This is a genomic window from Salinirussus salinus, from assembly GCF_009831455.1.
Classification (GTDB): Archaea; Halobacteriota; Halobacteria; order Halobacteriales; family Haloarculaceae; genus Salinirussus; species Salinirussus salinus.
The window spans coordinates 1,155,567-1,171,161 of the sequence record NZ_WOWO01000002.1 but is presented as its reverse complement, the minus strand read 5'-3'; the positions used below and the strand labels follow the sequence as shown (position 1 = coordinate 1,171,161).

The following is a 15,595-nucleotide window of genomic DNA, read 5'->3' as shown; positions in this document are numbered from 1 at the left end:
TCCCGCGGACCCGAACAGTCATTTTCGTACAGCCGTACTAGTGGCTATGAGTCAGGGACGCAGCCCCCCGCGTCCGCCCGAGGCCGGCATCGTCAACGCCCTGCGCTTCGCGCGCAGCCCGCTCCGCTTCGTGGAGGGGATCCAGTCGCGCTACGCCGACCTCGCCGAGGTGGACGTCCCGGCGGGCCCCTCCATCGTCGTCGTGACGAACCCCGACCTGTGTCACGAGGCCATGGCCCAGGTCGACGATTTCACCCGCCTGCCCGCCTCGGGCGCGGCGGCGCTCATCTCGGAGAACGGGCTCGTCCAGACAGAGGGGGAGCTCTGGCGCGACCAGCGGACGGCGGTCTCGCCGGGCTTTGGCAGCGGGCCGCTGGAGACCTACGTCGACGCCGTCGGCGAGGGGGCGGCGCGGCTCCGCGGGGAGTGGGACGACGCCGTCGCGGCCGGCGAGCCCGACCGGGACCTGCACCGCGACATGACGAGCGTGACGGTCCGGGCGGCCACGGAGGCCCTGTTCGGTGTCGACATCGGTCCCGACCGTGCCGCCGAGCTCCACGAACTGATGAAGCAGGCGGCCGTCGAGTTCGAGATCTCGACCACGACGGTCACCCCCGAGTGGTTCCCCCGTCGCCTCCCCGACGAGACCGAGGAGATGGCCGCGAGCCTGCGCCGGATGGGCGAGGAGATCATCGAGACCAAGCGGGCCGAGCGCGACCCTGCCGGCCCGCCGAGTGACATGCTGGATTTCCTCATGCTGGCGGAGGAATCCGGCGACCGCGAGTACCCCGAGAACCACCTCCGGGACCAGGTCGTCACCTTCCTGATCGCCGGCCACGAGACGACGGCGCTGGGGACGACCTACACCCAGACGCTGCTGTCCTGGCACCCCGAAATTCGAGAGCGGGTCCGCGCCGAGGCCCGCGAGGTCATCGGCGACGACGAGCCCGGCTACGAGCACGCCGCCGACCTCACCTACACGGGGAAGGTGTTCACCGAGGCCCTGCGGCTGTACCCGCCGGCCTGGTCGGTCTTCCGGCAGGCCGACGGCGACCAGCTACTCGGGGAGTACCACGTCCCCGACGGGGCGCTCGTGCTCATGCCCCAGTGGTCGGTCCACCGGGACGGCCGCTACTTCGAGAACCCCCGGCAGTTCGACCCCTCGCGGTGGGACGACCGCGACCCGAGCGGCCAGGGCCCGTACTTCGCCTTCGCCAGCGGCCCCCACTCCTGTATCGGCCGCGGGTTCGCTATCAACGGCGCCCGGGTCGCGCTTGCGACGCTGGTGAAGGACTTCGACCTCGATGTTCCCCGGGACCAGCTCTCGAACCTGACGGTGACGCCGACGCTTCGGCCTGGCAACGGCGTCGACGCGACGCTCTCGCGGGTGGAGTGAGGGTCGAGGCGGATCCGGTATTCGGCCGAACAATGCAGCTGTCGAGAGTATGGAGTACGGCAAGAAAGCCCCCGCTCGCTCGGCTATTGCGACTCGCTGCGCTCCTCAGTCGCTTTCGCTCCTTGCGGTGCTTGCGTCGTCTCAGGCGCCGAGCGAGCGGCCCCTTTCAGTCCCGCCCGATCTAGACAGTTGAATCGGGCGCGCGCTGTCGCGGCCCCGTGCCGCGACGACACTGCGCGAGGGATGAGGAGCGGAGCGAGCGAGCCGCGAGGCGCCTGCGGCGCCTCGGCCCGTGCGAACGGGCCGGAGGCTCGTGAGCAGACACCGCAGTCGGCTGGGGAGGTATGTGGTATCGGGCGGGACTGAAAGGGGCCGGGCGCTCGTCGAGCGAGACGAAGCAAGCACCGCAAGGAGCGAAGCGACTGAGGAGCGCAGCGAGGCGCAGCCGACGAGCGCCCGGGGGCTTTCTTGCTGTGCTCGGCTCTCCCGGACCCGGGACTTCTCAACACGCACTTCGGTTCCACTCCCCACACAGCTATACGCCCGGCGCCCTCAGGTGATCGCGTGCCAGACGCCGCCTTCATGCCGGGGTTTCGCTCGCTGGATGCCGAGGTCGAGAACTACCAGCTCCCGGTCCAGGGCACCATCCCGGAGTGGCTGTCGGGCTCGCTGGTCCGCAACGGGCCCGGAAAGTTCGACGCCGGCGGTCAGCGGCTCACCCACTGGTTCGACGGGCTGGCGATGCTCCGGAAGTACGACTTCGCGGACGGCCAGGTCCGGTACACAAACCGCTTTCTCCGCACGGAGGCCTACGCCGACGCGCAGGCTGGGCAGGCGACCGGGCAGTTCGGGACCGACGAGCGCGGCCTGGGGAAGGTCCTGGGGTGGCTGCGCCGGCTCGGACCCCCGGAACCGACCGACAACGCCAACGTCCACGTCGCCCGCATCGGCGGCGAGCACGTCGCGCTGACGGAGGTGCCCCGGTGGGTGAGCTTCGACCCCGGGAGCCTCCACAGCCGCGGCGACTTCGCCTTCGAGGACGGCCTCGACCTCGACATGACGACGGCCCACCTCAGCGAGGACCCCCGCTCGGGGGACCTCTTCGGCTTCGGGCTCACCTTCGGCCGGACCCACGAGTACCACGTCTACCGCATCCCCCGCGGCGAGCGCCGGCGCGAACTCGTCGCTTCCATCCCCACTGACGAGCCCGCCTACATCCACGACTGCGCGGTCACCGCCGACCACGTGGTGCTCGTGGAGACGCCGCTGCGGATCGCCATCCTCCGGGCGCTCTCCCCGTTCACGGAGGGCTTTTTCGAGATGCTGGACTGGCGCCCCGAGAGCGGGGCGCGGGTCCTGCTCGTCGACCGCGAGACCGGCGACGTACGCGCGGTCCCGGCTCCCAACGCCTTCAGCTTCCACGCGGTCAACGCCTACGAGGACGGTTCCGAGACCGTTCTCGACATCGTCGACTTCGAGGACGACGGCATCGTCGACGCGCTCGCGCTTGACACCCTCGAGGCGGAGGGCTTTCCGGGAGTGCCGGCGGGCCGGCTGGCCCGCTACCGGGTCGACCCCGGCGGGGGCGACGGATCCGGCGGGGATTCAGGCGGCGCGGTCACCCGCGAACGGCTCTACGACGGCGGGATGGAACTCCCGACGGTCCCCCGCGCTGTCCGGGCCCGCGAGTACCGCTACGCCTACGGGCAGGCGACCGACCGCGAGGGCGCGAACGGCCTCGTGAAGGTCGACACGAAGACCGGCAGCGCCCGCGAATGGTGGGAGCGCGGGGTCTACGTCGAGGAACCGCGAGTGGTTCGTCACCCCGAGGCCGGCGACCCCGTCGAGGGTGGTCCGGGGGACGGCGACGCCGCCGACGGCGAGGCAGACGACGAGGACTGGGGAGACGACGAGGACCGCGGCGTCGTGCTCGCGCCCGCGCTCGACGTCGACGCCGAGCGGTCGATGCTGCTGGTCTTCGACGCCCGCACGCTGGAGGAACTGGCCCGCGCCCCGCTCCCGCACCACCATCCCTTCGGCTTCCACGGGCGGTTCTTTCCCGAGTGACCGGGCGACTCGGTCACCGGTAGGCGGCGATGTCAGGGCCGTCGAGGCGGCCCTCGACCTCGTCCCCGACGGCGCAGGCGTAGGTGGCCCGGCCGACCGTCTCGACCGACAGCGGCCGGTCGTCGCCGAACTGTCCGGCGACGACTTCGAAGCGCCCGACGGCGGCGAGCAGGCGGTTCAGGACGGGCGGGAAGTGTGGCTGGTCGGGGCCGTAGACGGGGCCGGGCCGGAGGACGACAGTCTCCATGTCCAGCCCCTCGACGGCGGCCTCGGCGCGGCGCTTGGCCTCGATGTAGGCCCTTCTGACCGTCGGCGGGGTCGTCGAGGAGGAGACGTAGACGAAGCGGTCGACGCCCGCCCGCTCGGCCTCCAGCGCGACAAGGATGCCCGCGTCGCCGTTGACCCGCTCGAATGTCACGCCCGCCCCCGGCTGCTCGGCGATGATCCCGATGGAGTGGACGACGCTGTCCACCCCCCGGAGGTGCTCGCGGTACTCGTGTGGGGAGAAGACGTCGGCCGCGATCCAGGCCACGTCGTCGGCCCAGTCCCCGCGCTTGCCGGGGTCGGGCGGTCCGCTGCGGGCGACGCTGGTCACCTCGTGGCCCGCCTCGACGGCCCGCCGGCAGACCTGCCGCCCGATGAAGCCGTTGCCGCCGGTCACCAGGATGTGCATACCTGGGGTTGGCCCGGACGGACAAAACGGTTCAGATGCCGCGGGGCCATCTACTGCGCGGGCTGGCTCGGGCGGCAAGGACCCACACGCCGCCGGGAAAGGGCAACTGCTAAACCACCGACACGTCAGGCCCGATCCGATGTCCGAAACTGCCCTCCCGACGGTTGCCGTCGACAGGCGTGTCGAGGTCGGAGCGTCCCTGTTGGGGATCCTGGCGGTGCTGGGTGCCACCTACTACACGGGACAGACCGGGAACCCGTTTCCGCTGTTCGCAGCGACCTCGGCTCTCGCACTCGTCGTCCTGTTCGTCAACTCCGGGGAGTAACACCCCTGCTCGTGCGCACCGGCCCACGCGGAGGAACTGGCCCCTGACCGCCGGGCCGACCGCCCGGCCCCGGCCGCCGCGGCCGAACCGTTTTGAGCGTCCAGCCCTACCCATGGGTATGCCCTGTTGCAAGCGGTCGAAGGACAAGCACGCAAAGCGTGGCGCGTCGATGGGTGCCAGCGTCGGTGCGGCGCTTGGCAGCCGGCTCGGCCCCTTTGGCGCCGGCATCGGCGCGGGCTTCGGCGGCGCGACGGGTTACCTCGCCGGTAGCGCCCGCGACAGGCTCGGACCCTGAACCGCGGTCGCGTCACGCTCAGGGTGTCCGTTCTGCCCGCCCGGAGAGTTCCGACAGCGACGCGGCCGCTCGGAGGTCTCCGGCGGTGTGGTACCACGCGCCCCGAACGCCGGTCAGGTCGTTGACTACCGGGGAGTCGAGCGCGACCAGGTTACCGAGGTGGAAGACCACGACCTCCCGTTCCTCGGAGAACGGTTCGATCAGGTCCCGCCAGTCCCCGTCGTCCATCGTCGCCCCCTCGCTGCCGGCCTCGTCGGCCCGTTCGAGCGTGCGGTCCGTGACTGGCGCGTAGTGGGTGATGGCGGAGGTGGGCGCCGTTCGGTAGAAAGCCATGTAGTCGAACTCGCGGTCGGTTCGGGGGTACGAGCGCGGACAGGGGTAAAAGCCCTCGCGGCAACGCTGGAAGGTTTCGGTCTGGGTGGCGACCGTACAGACCGCCGCGTCCGCCGGCGCGTCGTCGGCCGGGTCGTCGCTCTCGCCAAACGCACCGAGGTCGGCGTTGCCTGGCATCGGCAGGGATAGGGCGGCCAGCAACAAGTCGGTTCTGTGGCCGGGCCGGCCGGAGGCCGACGGTTTTTGCCCTCGGGCGCTCGAACGGCGGGTGTGTCCGACCCCGACCCACAGCCCTACGACCACTACCGCCCCGTCGACGCCGACTACCCGGAGGGGGTCTACCGCGTCGTCGGCACGGCCGGAAACGGCGGGGGTGACGACACGGTCCGGCTACTCGAGGTGAGCGACGCGGACGGCCGTCGCGTGAACACCGGCCGCGTCCTGGCCGTTCCCCGCGAGGACCTGGGGGGGTTCGAGCCCGCCGAGAACCCCGACGCCGGCTTCCGGCCGATGCAGGTCGTCGACGGAATGGTCGAGGAGTTCCGGATGCTTCTCGACTGGCTGCGGTAGGAAAGCGAAAGACAGGACCCGTTCGGCCCCTTCCTTGAGGTATGCGACGCCGACGGCTGCTGGCGGCGCTGGGGGGGCTGGCGACCGGCGGGCTTGCGGGCCTGGCCGGCTGTGTCCAGCGCCGCGCGTCCGGCGGGGCGCCCCTGAGCGTCTCCAGCCCCGCGCTCACCGACGGCGGGCGGCTCCCCGACCGGTACGCCTGCGAGGGTGAGGGGGTGTCGCCGCCGCTGACCGTCGAGTCGACGCCCGACCCGACGGCGGCGCTCGCGGTCGTCGCCGAGGCCGACCTGGGCGTGTTCAACAAGCCGCTGTTCTGGGTGCTGTGGAATCTCCCGGCGGACACCGAGCGGGTCCCCGAGGGCGTCCCGCGGACGGCGACGGTCGATAGCCTGAACGGGGCCAGACAGAGCAGCCAGCCCGGCACCGAGCCCGGATACGACCCCCCCTGTCCGCCGCTGGGCCGGGAGACCACCCTGCTGTTCGACACCTTCGCGCTCGAGGAGCCGCTGGACCTCGAGGGCGGCACGCCCGCCGAGGCCGCCGCGGATGCGGTCACCCGGGCGCAGCTCGCCAGCACGCGCATCAGCGTCACGTACACGCGTCCCGCCGGGGGGACGCAGACGGGCTGACCCGGCCTCTCCCGGCGGGCGCGGCTCCTACTGGTACTCCCTGATCCATTTCCACGGGGCCGGAAACTGGCAGTGGCTACGACCACTCGTCGGTTGCGGGTGGCTGTTCGGGTCAGTCTCGCTGTAGGTACGCCGACGACAGCCGCGACCCAAGATCGCCGTTCCGGAGGGCAACGTATCCGACAGTGAGCGCAGCGACACAGAGCACCGCTGCGCCGTTGACTGCCCCGTACACCCCTACGAACTGTGCCGGGCCGGTGAACGTCGGCCGGATCAGCATCGCTGTTTCCGCAGCCTCAAGAAAGTTCGACAGGCCGTAGATGTTGTTCATCGCGAAGTTGACCAGAAAGTGAAGGCCGATCGGCAGCGCCAGCGAGTCGGTCCACACGTACGCGGCCCCGAGAAGGAGCCCTAAAGCCAGCCGGAATCCGAACTTTTCCAGCGTACCCGGGAAGTGCCCGAGACTGAATATCAGCGAGGACGCCACCACCCCTGCCACGACCGCGCCACGGTCGGACAGCCACCGACTCTGGAACCCTTCGACGGCACTCGTCAGGATGATACCCCGGAAGACCAGTTCTTCCCAGAAGGCTGTAAACGCCCACTGGATGGTGTACACTCCGAACGCGGCGGCAAACGGCAACACGTTCGTACCGACGCCACCCGAGAACACCTCGGAGACGGTCGCCCACCCGGCGATCAGACTCGCGGGGAGTGCCACCGCCATCCCCGCCAGGGCGATGACGCTGCCAGCGCCGAAGTCCTTCAGGAACGACGGGCTGAACGCGAGTCCGTAGTCGGTCAACGGTCGCCGGTCGACGTACTTCGCGACACCAACCGCCATGAGGAGCCCGGTAAGGGCAGCGATGAGGTTCTGGGCGGCTCCGGCCACCGACGGCGGGAGTTCGGTTCCCGCGAGCGCCAGCGCCGGGAGCACGAAAATCCCCACGAACGAGGCGCCGTACACTCCGAGGATCCGCCAGAGTGCACGGGGGCGATTCTCGGTTCGATTCCACAGCACGGAGGCGACGTGTCCCGTGATTCCACCGCGATCGGCTCGCCGGTCGTCATCGGCCGACCGGGATGCGGTTCGTTCGAAGTTGGTGTCGGTATCTGCTTCGGTCATCGACACCTGAAGATATGGACGCATGAGAAAAGGGCGGTTTTGCTGGCTTCACTCGCTGAAGCTAACATCCTGCTGGGGCTGCTGGACGGAGTTCCCCAAGAATGTCGACACCCACCAGATGTGGAATATCTATACGACTCCGGTATGCACTTGAGGCCAGTGTTGATGTCGCCGAGGTCGCCTGGTCTGCTCGCCCCTCAACCGGGCTACACACGAGAATTTATCGACGATAACACACGGTTAGTGCTCGTTCGGCCACCTGTCATAGACACGGATGTGAGCCGCCAGGTCAGTCCCGACGCGGCACCCACAGTCCGTAGAGAATCAGTCCTAGCCCGATGAACTCGGGTATCTGAACGATGCTGTTGAGAACCGGAGTTGGAAGCTCCAGCAGATAGAGCAGTATCAGACTCAGCGGAAGCTGAACAAACAGTACTAACACGAACCCGGCTGCGACGTATAGCATCGGACGACTCCGGTTTTGCCGGTATGCGGTGTAGGCGAGGTAACTGATCGCCAGTCCGAGGATCATAGGGATCAGCTCACTCACCTGCCGAACTGTTCGTAGCGTTTCGAGGTCGATCAATTGGAGCGGCGTATCGAGCATGTCAGGTTCCCTCTACGAACTGTGTGAAGCGGTCGACCATCCGTTCCCGACGTGAGACCGTGACCTCGAAGCCGTCTTCGCTGAGGTCGAGTTCAATTCCGTCGAGTTCCGTCCGATAGAGCTTGTAATTCTTTCCGTCGGTGACAGGCTGGATGTCTTCGGTAACCAGATCGTACTCGCGGAGGCGTTCCAGCCGCCGGTAGACCGTCGGTTCGGAAACTCCTGCAAAGTCGCTGAGCTCCTCCGCCGAGCGGGGCTCCCTCTTCGCTTCAACAAGGATCGTGCGCGCACACTCATCGCCCAAGAGGTCTGCGAGGGCTTCGGGGTCTCGCACGTCGGACACGATGATTGGTGCATCTCCTGTCGTGTCAATAGGTGTTGTGCCGTTCCAGGCGTTCTGATTGGCTTCAGTCAGTGAAGCCACGAGAAACCGCCGTTGACGTACGTACTCACAGTTCAGATACGGATGGGAGTGTCACAGAACGGTTGGCACCCCCTCCCTCCGGCGAGGTGAGGTCCCGGTAGCTACTCGAGACAGGGGGGATGTTTGCATCAAAGAACAGTTACTCTCTACACAACGGCACGGGGAAATCAGTTCATGGGTATCGGGGTGGCTCGCCAAGCTTCGAGTGCTGACGGAAGCGTCTTGCCGGCGACAGCACCTTCGTACCCGGGGGTGTCGTCATACCCTGTTTCGGACATCAGACTCGAAACGGAGGGGCCATCGGCTACGTATTCTTCCCCGTCGCTACACACGACCGTTGTCCCTGATTCGACCACTTCGAAGTTACCGATGAGGAGGTCATAGTCGGGATCTGGCTGTTTCGAGGCTGCTTCAGGTCGTTCTGGCAGGTGAGTACGTCAAAACGGACCGAGTCGGCGTGGTCGTCCGGACGGGGGAAGGTCCGATACCGTCCGGGACGGGAGGGGACGCCGTCGTAACTGAACCGGCAGTGGTACTCGGAGTCCGGGGCGAGCCGGCCCTCGAGATGGACCCGCGTCCAGAGGATGACACCCGTGGGTGTGGGGCCGCCGCTGGCGACCGACTGCGGGAACGCCTCCGCCGGGTCGGCGTCGGGCTCGAACTCGAAGGCGCCGGACTCGCTGGCTTCCACCAGGTCCATCCCGAGCGCGAGGTCGTGGGAGTCGAGCGTGGAGAGCAACTCGGCGTGGTCGTCGCCGTCCCGGGCGGGCTCGTCGCGGCCGTCGACGCCGGCCCCTCGTGACATGCTGTCCGGTCAGGGCGTGGCCGATTATCCCTCTTGTGGCCCTCCACCGAGGACCCGCGAGACACCGCGGCCGGGCCGGAGAGTAGCCTTCTTTTACCGGCGGCGGATGGTGTCCCCATGGACGAGCGCGCCGCCGAGTTCGGACGCCAGGCAACGGAGCGGTACGGCCTCCAGATCGACATCGAGGAGTTCCCGGAAGGGACCGAAACCGCAGCCGAGGCCGCCGACGTGGTCGGGTGTGACCTCGCACAGGTCGCGAGTAGCCTCGTCTTCGTCGCCGACGGGACGCCGGTGGTCGTGGTCACGAGCGGCGCCAACCGCGTCGACGAGGGGCGGCTGGCCGACGTCCTCGACGCGGCGGACGTGCGGATGGCCGACCCGGAGGAGGTCACCGAGGCGACCGGCTACAGCGTCGGGGGCGTCCCGCCCTTCTGTCACGACGGCGACCCTGAAGTCCTCATCGACGAGACGCTGCTCTCCCACGAGGAGGTGTGGGCCGCCGCCGGAACCCCCGAGACGCTCTTTCCGCTCGCGCCCGACCGTCTCGTCGAGGCCGCCGACGCCATCCCTGCGGACGTGACCGGCTGAGCGAGGGCCCGCCGACCGGACCCGCTCAGCGCGGCCATCACGGACGGGCCCGGACAAGCTCCCGCACGGACCCGCCGGCCACAGTTACTCTCAGACGTGTGACACGCTACCGCGGATTACGGAGTGTTTATCCCACGCCGTCACTTACTTGAGGTGTGAGTGAAACAGACGGGCGCCGGAACCTCCGGATGCCCAACGACGACGAGCTGTTCGCGGTCGTGACCCGCCACGACGGCGGGAACCACGTCCGCGTCCGCTGCGAGGACGGGAAAGAGCGGATGGGGCGGATCCCCGGCCGCATGAAGTACCGGACCTGGATCGAGGAGGACGACATCGTCCTCGTCGAGCCGTGGGACTGGCAGGACGAGAAGGCCAACATCGAGTGGCGCTACGACAGCAAGGACGCCGCCCAGCTGCGCGAAGAAGGCCACATCGACTGACCGAAGCCCCGGCAGGCACCTCGCGGCGAAAGCTGACCGACGGGAGCCCGTTTTTTCGGACGACACCGGCCCAGGAGCGGCGACACCGGGGTAACGGCAGGAGCCTGGAACAACCGCGCCGGGAACAACAGCGCTTAGTCTGTGCGCGGGCGACCGGCGGGCGTGACTCGTGGTATCGGTGGCGTCGAGTTCGCCGGTTCGCTTCCCGACGCGGTCGTCGCCGCCGGCGGCCTCCTCACCCAGCTCGGGGACATGTGGTTTCTGCTGCTCGCCATCGGGGCTCTCTACTGGCGGGCACGCGGCGGCGCGGCTCCGGGATTCACTCCGATGCCGTTCCGCGACTGTCTGTTGTTGCTGGCGCTGGCAGTCGGGTCCTACGCGGCCGCCGCTGCCCTCAAGTCCGCCTTCGCGTTTCCCCGTCCGCCCGGCGCGGGGACGGCCGTCCTGCCCGCGTGGCTCCCGCCGGCAGCGTCGCCGGTCTACGAGGCGATGGTGACCGCCGACGGCTACGGCTTCCCCAGCGGGCACGCGACGGCGGCGACGGCGGTCTACGGCGGGATGGCGGTGCTCCTCCGGGCGGGGACGCGCCGGCTGCGCTACGCCGCCGCCGCGGCGGTCGTGACGACGGTCGCGCTCTCGCGGGTCGTCATCGGCGTGCACTACCTCGTGGACGTGGTCGCCGGCGTCCTGCTCGGGCTCGCCGTGCTCGGGACGCTGCTCGCGCTCGGCCGGCGGCTCGGCGCGGAGCGCCGGACCTCCGACACCACCGACGCCGGCCGCGCCGACACCCGCTCGCCGGCCCCGGCGCTCGCGGGCGCGGCCCTGCTCGCGGCCGTCGCGCTGGCGCTCTCGCCGGGGTTCGAGCGCCTGCTGGGGCTGCTCGGAGCCGCCGGCGGCCTCGGGCTGTGGCTGGTTCGCCGGCCGTCGACGGCGCCGTCGCTCCGGGGGTCGTAGCACTCCGCTACGGAGCGGGCCATCCCGGTCCGGGGTCAGCCGTACAGCCCCTCGGTGACGCTGACGGTGCCGTTGCCGAGTTCGACGTGGACCGTCCGGTCCGGGTCCGGCCCGACGCGGCAGGTCGCGGTCTCGCGCCGGCGGTTGTCGAGTTCGACGGTCACCTCGTAGGTCCCGGGCTCGAGCAGGCCGCGCTCGCTTTCGACCTCGCCCGGCTGGAAGTAGTAGCGCCGCCGGAACACCCGTCTGCCGCTCTCGTCGCTGACCGTCACCGTGAGGTCGTACTCGCTGAAGGGGTCGTAGTTCCGGAGGTGGACGTCCTCGGTGTCGACCGACGCGCCGCCGGGCCGTCCGCCGGCGCGTTCGACGCTCCCGGCCGGGCGGCCCCTGGACTCGTTCGAGTGCATACGTACACGTTCCCGGGGGCATATCAAAGGAGCAACGTAAGCTCAAACCGCGCTTTTCATTTGCGGGACGATCACACGGACCGTCCCCGCCTCGGCACGGGCGTGGCGGGCGAATGCTGACCGGTCGTCGGCTGCCCGGTCAGTCGTCGTCGGCGGCGGCCGTCCGGCTCTGGGGCGGGTCGAACCGGAGGACGTGCTCGACCTCCTCGGTCTTGAGGTCCTCGAAGGCGTCACGGGCGATGGTGCGACGGTGGACCTCGTCGGCGCCGTCGAAGATCCGGAACGCGCGCACGTCCTCGTAGAAGTGCGCCAGCGGCAGGTCCTTGGCGATCCCGTTGCCGCCACAGCACTGCACCGCCAGGTCGATGATCTCGTTTGTGACGTTCGCGGTGAAGGTCTTGGCCATCGCGACCTCGATGCGGGCGTCGCTGCGGTCGAGCTCGCGGGCGGCGTGCCGGGAGGCCGTCCGGGCGACGTGGAGTTTCGTCTCGGCGTCGGCGATCCGGTGGCGCAGCGCCTGCTTGTTCGACAGCGGCTCGCCGAAGGCCTCCCGCTCGGCCATGTAGGCCTTGGCGATGTCCAGCGCCCGCTCGGCCATCCCCGAGTAGCGCATGCAGTGGGTCAGCCGGCCCCCACCCAGCCGAAGCTGGGCGAGCCGGAAGCCGCCGCCCTCCTCGCCGATGGTGTTCTCGACCGGGACGCGGACGTTGTCGTACTTGATCTCGGCGTGGCCGAACTCCGTCTCCATGACGCCGTGCCCGCCCAGCACCCCGTAGTTGCGGACGATCTCGACACCATCAGTATCCTTGGGCACGAGGATGATCGAAGAGCCCTCGTAGGGGTGGGCATCGTGGTCCGTGCGGGCGAACACCAGAAGGAAGTCGGCGATCTTCGCCTGCGAGGACCACCACTTGTGGCCGTTGATGACCCACTCGTCGCCGTCCTTGTGGGCGGTGGTCTGGAGCATCTTCGGGTCCGACCCGCCGCCGTTCATCGGCTCGGTCATCGAGAAACAGCTCCACTTCTCGCCCTGGACCAGCGGCCGGAGGTACTCCTCTTTGATGCGCTCGTTGGCGCCGATCTCCAGCGTGTGCATGTTCCCCTCGTCGGGGGCGTTCGCGCGGATGGCGAGCGCGCCGAACAGCGACCGGCCCACCTGCTCGAAGGAGGGAAGCATGTTCCGGAACTCGAACCCCTGCCCGCCGTACTCCGTGGGCGCCTGCGGGGCGAAGATGTCCCGCTCTTTGGCCATCTCCCAGTACTCCTCGAGTTCGTCCATCGAGACGCGGTTGCCGGTCCGCAGCGCCTCCCGCTCGCGGGGGAGGACCTCCTCCTCCATGAACGCCTCCACGCGGCTCGCGACTTGCTGTGCTTTCTCCGGGTCGTGGTATTCCATGACACGTCCACTTCGTAGGGGGGGATTGTAAGCCTGTGGCACACCCGGGCGCCCGAAGAGTGGGTGGGCCGGTGCCGACCCCGGCCCCGAGCCCCGGCCCGTCCGCCCCTTTATCGGTGCTCTGACCGTAGTGTTCACATGGTTTCCCGGATCCTCGTCCCGATGGACGACTCGGAGATGGCCCGGCGCGCGCTCGAATACGCCCTCGAGAACCACCCGGACGCCGAGGTGACCGTCCTGCACGTCGTCGGCGGTCCGTCGCTGATGGGCGGCGAAGCGACGGGGCTGGCCCTCGAGGACGACCCCGACAGTGCCGCCCGGGAGCGTGCCGGGGCGGTGTTCGCTCCCGCCAGGGAACTCGCCGCCGAGTACGGTGTCGAGGTCGACACCGAGGTCGAGTTCGGCCATCCGGCACGGGCGATCCTGAACCGTGTCGGGGAGTACGACGCGGTCGTACTCGGGAGCCACGGCGGGTCCCTGGCCGACCGGCTTCTGGTTGGGAACGTCGCACAGAAGGTGTTCCGCCGGTCTCCCGTTCCGGTGACCGTCGTCCGGTGAAGCGGCTTTGGACCTTCGTCACAGTCGTAGATTTCACTCCTCGCGTCTGGTCGTCGCAGAAAGCCGGTGGAGGGATTTGAACCCTCGGCCCCGCCGCTCGGGCTAACGCCCTCGGGCGGTTACGCTCCTTACAGACGCTTCGTGCTCGGGTACCGTGAGCAGAGGTTTGCGCCAATGGAACTGAAACCAATCCCGCCGCACGACGCCAAGACTCGCTACCTGAAAGAAAAACGCTCACACGTCACCGACAAGACCCTATACAACTACGACACCGCGACCAGCCAATTCGTGGACTGGCTCACCGACAACGGGTACACCGAGTTCAGAGACGTGGACTCAGATACCATAGACCAATTCAAAGAACACCGCCTCGACAACGTGAAGCCGATAACCGCCCGCAACGATATGCGGACAATCAAGAACTTCATTGAGTTCTGCGAGACCATCCAGGCGGTTCCGGTCGGGCTGAATGAACTTATCCGAATCCCCAAGGTCTCCGAAGAAGACGAAATCTGCGAAGAACTCCTGACCCGCGAAGAAGCTCAAGCCGTTCTGGACTACCTCGGGAAATACGACTATCTCAGCAACCGGCACCTGTCCGTCCTCATACTCTGGAAAACGGGAATGAGAATCAGCGGTCTTCGGGCACTTGATGTAGAAGACTTCGATGACGGCAGGCCCGCGCTCGAACTACGGCACAGACCTGAAAGCAGAACGCCACTCAAAAAGAAATCCAAGGGCCAGCGCGACGTTCTCATTCAGCCTGAGGTGGCCGACACAATAACAGACTACATCGAAAACGGGCGCCCCAACGTCGAAGACGATAGCGGCAGGAGACCACTGATTGCCAGCGACCAAGGAAGGGTTGCCCGGACTACCATCCAAAAGTACGTCTACACTGCTACCCGGCCCTGTACCTACAACAACGGCGACTGCCCATTCGGCAAAGAACCCGACGCCTGCGAAGCAACGCGGTTCGACCAAGCCAGCAAGTGTCCGGGTTCAGTCAGCCCGCACGCGCTCAGGAGGGGATACGTCACTGCTGCCCGTAACGCTGGACAGCCAAAGGACGTTACCGGTGAACGGGTCAATATGAGTGGGAAAATCCTCGAAAAGCACTACGACAAGGGCTCTTACGACGAAAAAGCCGAACGCAGGAGAGGGCACCTGAAAGACATATAGCTCATTCGGGCTCCTTTGCAACCCCCGGGACTGACAGTAAGGGTGTATTCAACAGAGCGTTACCGAGAGCACGCGTATCGGTCACCGTGGGGTGCCGGAATCAGTCCTATCCAAATCGGTTGATACGGAGACGACACCTGATGGTTAATGCGGAACGCACTTGTATTAACAGTCCAATATGTTTGGGGCAAATGGACGAGTATTTCCAGGCGTTAGCGGATGCTCATCGCCGGCGATTACTCGTCGCCTTACTCGAACACAATCCACAGCGAGACTCCATAGTTGTTCCAGAGGATGTTCACGAGGGGGAGAAATCGCTGGAGGCTCTTCAGATAGAATTCTATCACGTACACCTCCCTCAGTTGGAAGAGGCGGGATTCATCCTCTGGAATCGGGACACTCACGAAGTAATGAGGGGACCAAGATTCGACGAAATCCGACCGCTTCTTGAGTTGTTACACAACCACGCCGATGAACTCCCCGACGACTGGCTGTGAGTCCTCAATCTGCACGCCTACTGACCGGCTGATTCATCAAAACCGGGCTGAAACCAACGAAGGCCGACTGCTGCGTACACGCTCTGTATGGAACACCTGTCCCGTCGCAAGACCCCGCTCCCCATTCAGCACAGCTTTTGAAGCCCATCTCCAGTTGAGCTTCCCGGTTGTTCCGGCTCGGCCCTGGATATAGCAAGGAACCATTACGACGAAGCAACAGCAGCGGAGCACCGGTAGACAGGAGAACCAACTAAACGGTTGCGACCAGGAGTGATTGTATGAGCCCGGCAGCAATTTAATTACTTATGGTTATTATCTGTGGG

20 protein-coding genes are annotated in these 15,595 nt (G+C 67.3%); 12 read left to right on the top strand and 8 right to left on the bottom strand.

Annotated features, from left to right (window positions below):
• The first annotated feature begins 46 nt into the window (after window positions 1-46).
• Together GN153_RS09320 and GN153_RS09315 are read left to right on the top strand one after the other, a co-directional pair.
• A complete protein-coding gene (locus GN153_RS09320; protein WP_159901950.1) occupies window positions 47-1,396 on the top strand; it encodes a cytochrome P450 in 1,350 nt (449 codons plus the stop codon).
• 582 nt (window positions 1,397-1,978) lie between these two features.
• Window positions 1,979-3,463, top strand: a complete 1,485-nt coding sequence (locus tag GN153_RS09315; protein WP_159902256.1) for a carotenoid oxygenase family protein — start codon at window positions 1,979-1,981, stop codon at window positions 3,461-3,463.
• Window positions 3,464-3,476: 13 nt separating this feature from the next.
• On the opposite strand, the gene GN153_RS09310 is transcribed toward GN153_RS09315, so the two are convergent.
• On the bottom strand, window positions 3,477-4,136 hold the full coding sequence (locus GN153_RS09310) for an NAD-dependent epimerase/dehydratase family protein (protein ID WP_159901948.1): 660 nt from the start codon (window positions 4,134-4,136) through the stop codon (window positions 3,477-3,479).
• Window positions 4,137-4,275: 139 nt separating this feature from the next.
• On the opposite strand from GN153_RS09310, the gene GN153_RS09305 reads away from it, so the two are divergent.
• Window positions 4,276-4,461: a hypothetical protein gene (locus tag GN153_RS09305; RefSeq protein ID WP_159901946.1), complete on the top strand. Its 186-nt coding sequence runs from the start codon at window positions 4,276-4,278 to the stop codon at window positions 4,459-4,461.
• 118 nt (window positions 4,462-4,579) lie between these two features.
• On the top strand, window positions 4,580-4,756 hold the full coding sequence (locus GN153_RS09300) for a glycine zipper domain-containing protein (RefSeq protein ID WP_201287838.1): 177 nt from the start codon (window positions 4,580-4,582) through the stop codon (window positions 4,754-4,756).
• Window positions 4,757-4,774: 18 nt separating this feature from the next.
• On the opposite strand, the gene GN153_RS09295 is transcribed toward GN153_RS09300, so the two are convergent.
• Complete coding sequence (locus GN153_RS09295; protein WP_159901942.1) at window positions 4,775-5,266, bottom strand: hypothetical protein; 492 nt, start codon at window positions 5,264-5,266, stop codon at window positions 4,775-4,777.
• A gap of 93 nt (window positions 5,267-5,359) precedes the next feature.
• Between GN153_RS09295 and GN153_RS09290 the strand changes: the two genes are divergently transcribed.
• Both GN153_RS09290 and GN153_RS09285 read left to right on the top strand, forming a co-directional pair.
• Window positions 5,360-5,659 (top strand): hypothetical protein, encoded by a 300-nt coding sequence (locus GN153_RS09290; RefSeq protein ID WP_159901940.1) that lies wholly within the window; start codon window positions 5,360-5,362, stop codon window positions 5,657-5,659.
• Between the two features lie 41 nt (window positions 5,660-5,700).
• Window positions 5,701-6,288: a YbhB/YbcL family Raf kinase inhibitor-like protein gene (locus tag GN153_RS09285; protein ID WP_159901938.1), complete on the top strand. Its 588-nt coding sequence runs from the start codon at window positions 5,701-5,703 to the stop codon at window positions 6,286-6,288.
• Between the two features lie 112 nt (window positions 6,289-6,400).
• Here the strand turns inward: GN153_RS09285 and GN153_RS09280 are convergent, their stop codons facing one another.
• The 4 genes from GN153_RS09280 to GN153_RS09265 form a co-directional block, all read right to left on the bottom strand.
• Entirely contained in the window at window positions 6,401-7,414 is a 1,014-nt protein-coding gene (locus tag GN153_RS09280) for a CPBP family intramembrane glutamic endopeptidase (RefSeq protein ID WP_201287837.1), read from the bottom strand.
• Between the two features lie 289 nt (window positions 7,415-7,703).
• Complete coding sequence (locus GN153_RS09275) at window positions 7,704-8,021, bottom strand: DUF7521 family protein (RefSeq protein ID WP_159901936.1); 318 nt, start codon at window positions 8,019-8,021, stop codon at window positions 7,704-7,706.
• A gap of 1 nt (window position 8,022) precedes the next feature.
• Window positions 8,023-8,364, bottom strand: a complete 342-nt coding sequence (locus GN153_RS09270; protein WP_236544780.1) for an ArsR/SmtB family transcription factor — start codon at window positions 8,362-8,364, stop codon at window positions 8,023-8,025.
• 385 nt (window positions 8,365-8,749) lie between these two features.
• Window positions 8,750-9,250 (bottom strand): hypothetical protein, encoded by a 501-nt coding sequence (locus GN153_RS09265; RefSeq protein WP_159901932.1) that lies wholly within the window; start codon window positions 9,248-9,250, stop codon window positions 8,750-8,752.
• Window positions 9,251-9,367: 117 nt separating this feature from the next.
• Between GN153_RS09265 and GN153_RS09260 the strand changes: the two genes are divergently transcribed.
• The 3 genes from GN153_RS09260 to GN153_RS09250 all read left to right on the top strand — a co-directional run bounded on the left by GN153_RS09260 (window position 9,368) and on the right by GN153_RS09250 (window position 11,232).
• On the top strand, window positions 9,368-9,838 hold the full coding sequence (locus tag GN153_RS09260; protein ID WP_159901930.1) for a YbaK/EbsC family protein: 471 nt from the start codon (window positions 9,368-9,370) through the stop codon (window positions 9,836-9,838).
• 155 nt (window positions 9,839-9,993) lie between these two features.
• Window positions 9,994-10,278 carry a translation initiation factor eIF-1A gene (locus GN153_RS09255; RefSeq protein ID WP_159901928.1) on the top strand — a complete coding sequence of 95 codons (285 nt, stop codon included), beginning with the start codon at window positions 9,994-9,996 and terminating at the stop codon, window positions 10,276-10,278.
• Between the two features lie 162 nt (window positions 10,279-10,440).
• Complete coding sequence (locus GN153_RS09250; protein WP_159901926.1) at window positions 10,441-11,232, top strand: phosphatase PAP2 family protein; 792 nt, start codon at window positions 10,441-10,443, stop codon at window positions 11,230-11,232.
• 35 nt (window positions 11,233-11,267) lie between these two features.
• On the opposite strand, the gene GN153_RS09245 is transcribed toward GN153_RS09250, so the two are convergent.
• Both GN153_RS09245 and GN153_RS09240 read right to left on the bottom strand, forming a co-directional pair.
• On the bottom strand, window positions 11,268-11,639 hold the full coding sequence (locus GN153_RS09245) for a hypothetical protein (protein WP_159901924.1): 372 nt from the start codon (window positions 11,637-11,639) through the stop codon (window positions 11,268-11,270).
• Between the two features lie 139 nt (window positions 11,640-11,778).
• Window positions 11,779-13,035 carry an acyl-CoA dehydrogenase family protein gene (locus GN153_RS09240; protein WP_159901922.1) on the bottom strand — a complete coding sequence of 419 codons (1,257 nt, stop codon included), beginning with the start codon at window positions 13,033-13,035 and terminating at the stop codon, window positions 11,779-11,781.
• A gap of 138 nt (window positions 13,036-13,173) precedes the next feature.
• On the opposite strand from GN153_RS09240, the gene GN153_RS09235 reads away from it, so the two are divergent.
• From GN153_RS09235 to GN153_RS09225, 3 genes are all read left to right on the top strand, one after another.
• The gene (locus GN153_RS09235; RefSeq protein ID WP_159901920.1) at window positions 13,174-13,593 is read left to right on the top strand and encodes a universal stress protein; all 420 of its coding nucleotides are present in this window, start codon (window positions 13,174-13,176) and stop codon (window positions 13,591-13,593) included.
• A 174-nt stretch (window positions 13,594-13,767) separates the two neighbouring features.
• Window positions 13,768-14,775, top strand: coding sequence for a tyrosine-type recombinase/integrase (locus GN153_RS09230; protein ID WP_159901918.1), 1,008 nt, complete (start codon window positions 13,768-13,770; stop codon window positions 14,773-14,775).
• A 191-nt stretch (window positions 14,776-14,966) separates the two neighbouring features.
• The gene (locus GN153_RS09225) at window positions 14,967-15,272 is read left to right on the top strand and encodes an ArsR family transcriptional regulator (RefSeq protein WP_159901916.1); all 306 of its coding nucleotides are present in this window, start codon (window positions 14,967-14,969) and stop codon (window positions 15,270-15,272) included.
• Window positions 15,273-15,595: the final 323 nt, after the last annotated feature.

Bases quoted from the DNA above. Each gene is read 5' to 3' on its own strand.
- GN153_RS09320 (WP_159901950.1), top strand. From the start codon at position 47: ATGAGTCAGGGACGCAGCCCCCCGCGTCCGCCCGAGGCCGGCATCGTC.
- GN153_RS09315 (WP_159902256.1), top strand. From the start codon at position 1,979: ATGCCGGGGTTTCGCTCGCTGGATGCCGAGGTCGAGAACTACCAGCTC.
- GN153_RS09310 (WP_159901948.1), bottom strand. From the start codon at position 4,136: ATGCACATCCTGGTGACCGGCGGCAACGGCTTCATCGGGCGGCAGGTC.
- GN153_RS09305 (WP_159901946.1), top strand. From the start codon at position 4,276: ATGTCCGAAACTGCCCTCCCGACGGTTGCCGTCGACAGGCGTGTCGAG.
- GN153_RS09300 (WP_201287838.1), top strand. From the start codon at position 4,580: ATGCCCTGTTGCAAGCGGTCGAAGGACAAGCACGCAAAGCGTGGCGCG.
- GN153_RS09295 (WP_159901942.1), bottom strand. From the start codon at position 5,266: ATGCCAGGCAACGCCGACCTCGGTGCGTTTGGCGAGAGCGACGACCCG.
- GN153_RS09285 (WP_159901938.1), top strand. From the start codon at position 5,701: ATGCGACGCCGACGGCTGCTGGCGGCGCTGGGGGGGCTGGCGACCGGC.
- GN153_RS09280 (WP_201287837.1), bottom strand. From the start codon at position 7,414: ATGACCGAAGCAGATACCGACACCAACTTCGAACGAACCGCATCCCGG.
- GN153_RS09275 (WP_159901936.1), bottom strand. From the start codon at position 8,021: ATGCTCGATACGCCGCTCCAATTGATCGACCTCGAAACGCTACGAACA.
- GN153_RS09265 (WP_159901932.1), bottom strand. From the start codon at position 9,250: ATGTCACGAGGGGCCGGCGTCGACGGCCGCGACGAGCCCGCCCGGGAC.
- GN153_RS09260 (WP_159901930.1), top strand. From the start codon at position 9,368: ATGGACGAGCGCGCCGCCGAGTTCGGACGCCAGGCAACGGAGCGGTAC.
- GN153_RS09245 (WP_159901924.1), bottom strand. From the start codon at position 11,639: ATGCACTCGAACGAGTCCAGGGGCCGCCCGGCCGGGAGCGTCGAACGC.
- GN153_RS09240 (WP_159901922.1), bottom strand. From the start codon at position 13,035: ATGGAATACCACGACCCGGAGAAAGCACAGCAAGTCGCGAGCCGCGTG.
- GN153_RS09235 (WP_159901920.1), top strand. From the start codon at position 13,174: ATGGTTTCCCGGATCCTCGTCCCGATGGACGACTCGGAGATGGCCCGG.
- GN153_RS09230 (WP_159901918.1), top strand. From the start codon at position 13,768: ATGGAACTGAAACCAATCCCGCCGCACGACGCCAAGACTCGCTACCTG.
- GN153_RS09225 (WP_159901916.1), top strand. From the start codon at position 14,967: ATGGACGAGTATTTCCAGGCGTTAGCGGATGCTCATCGCCGGCGATTA.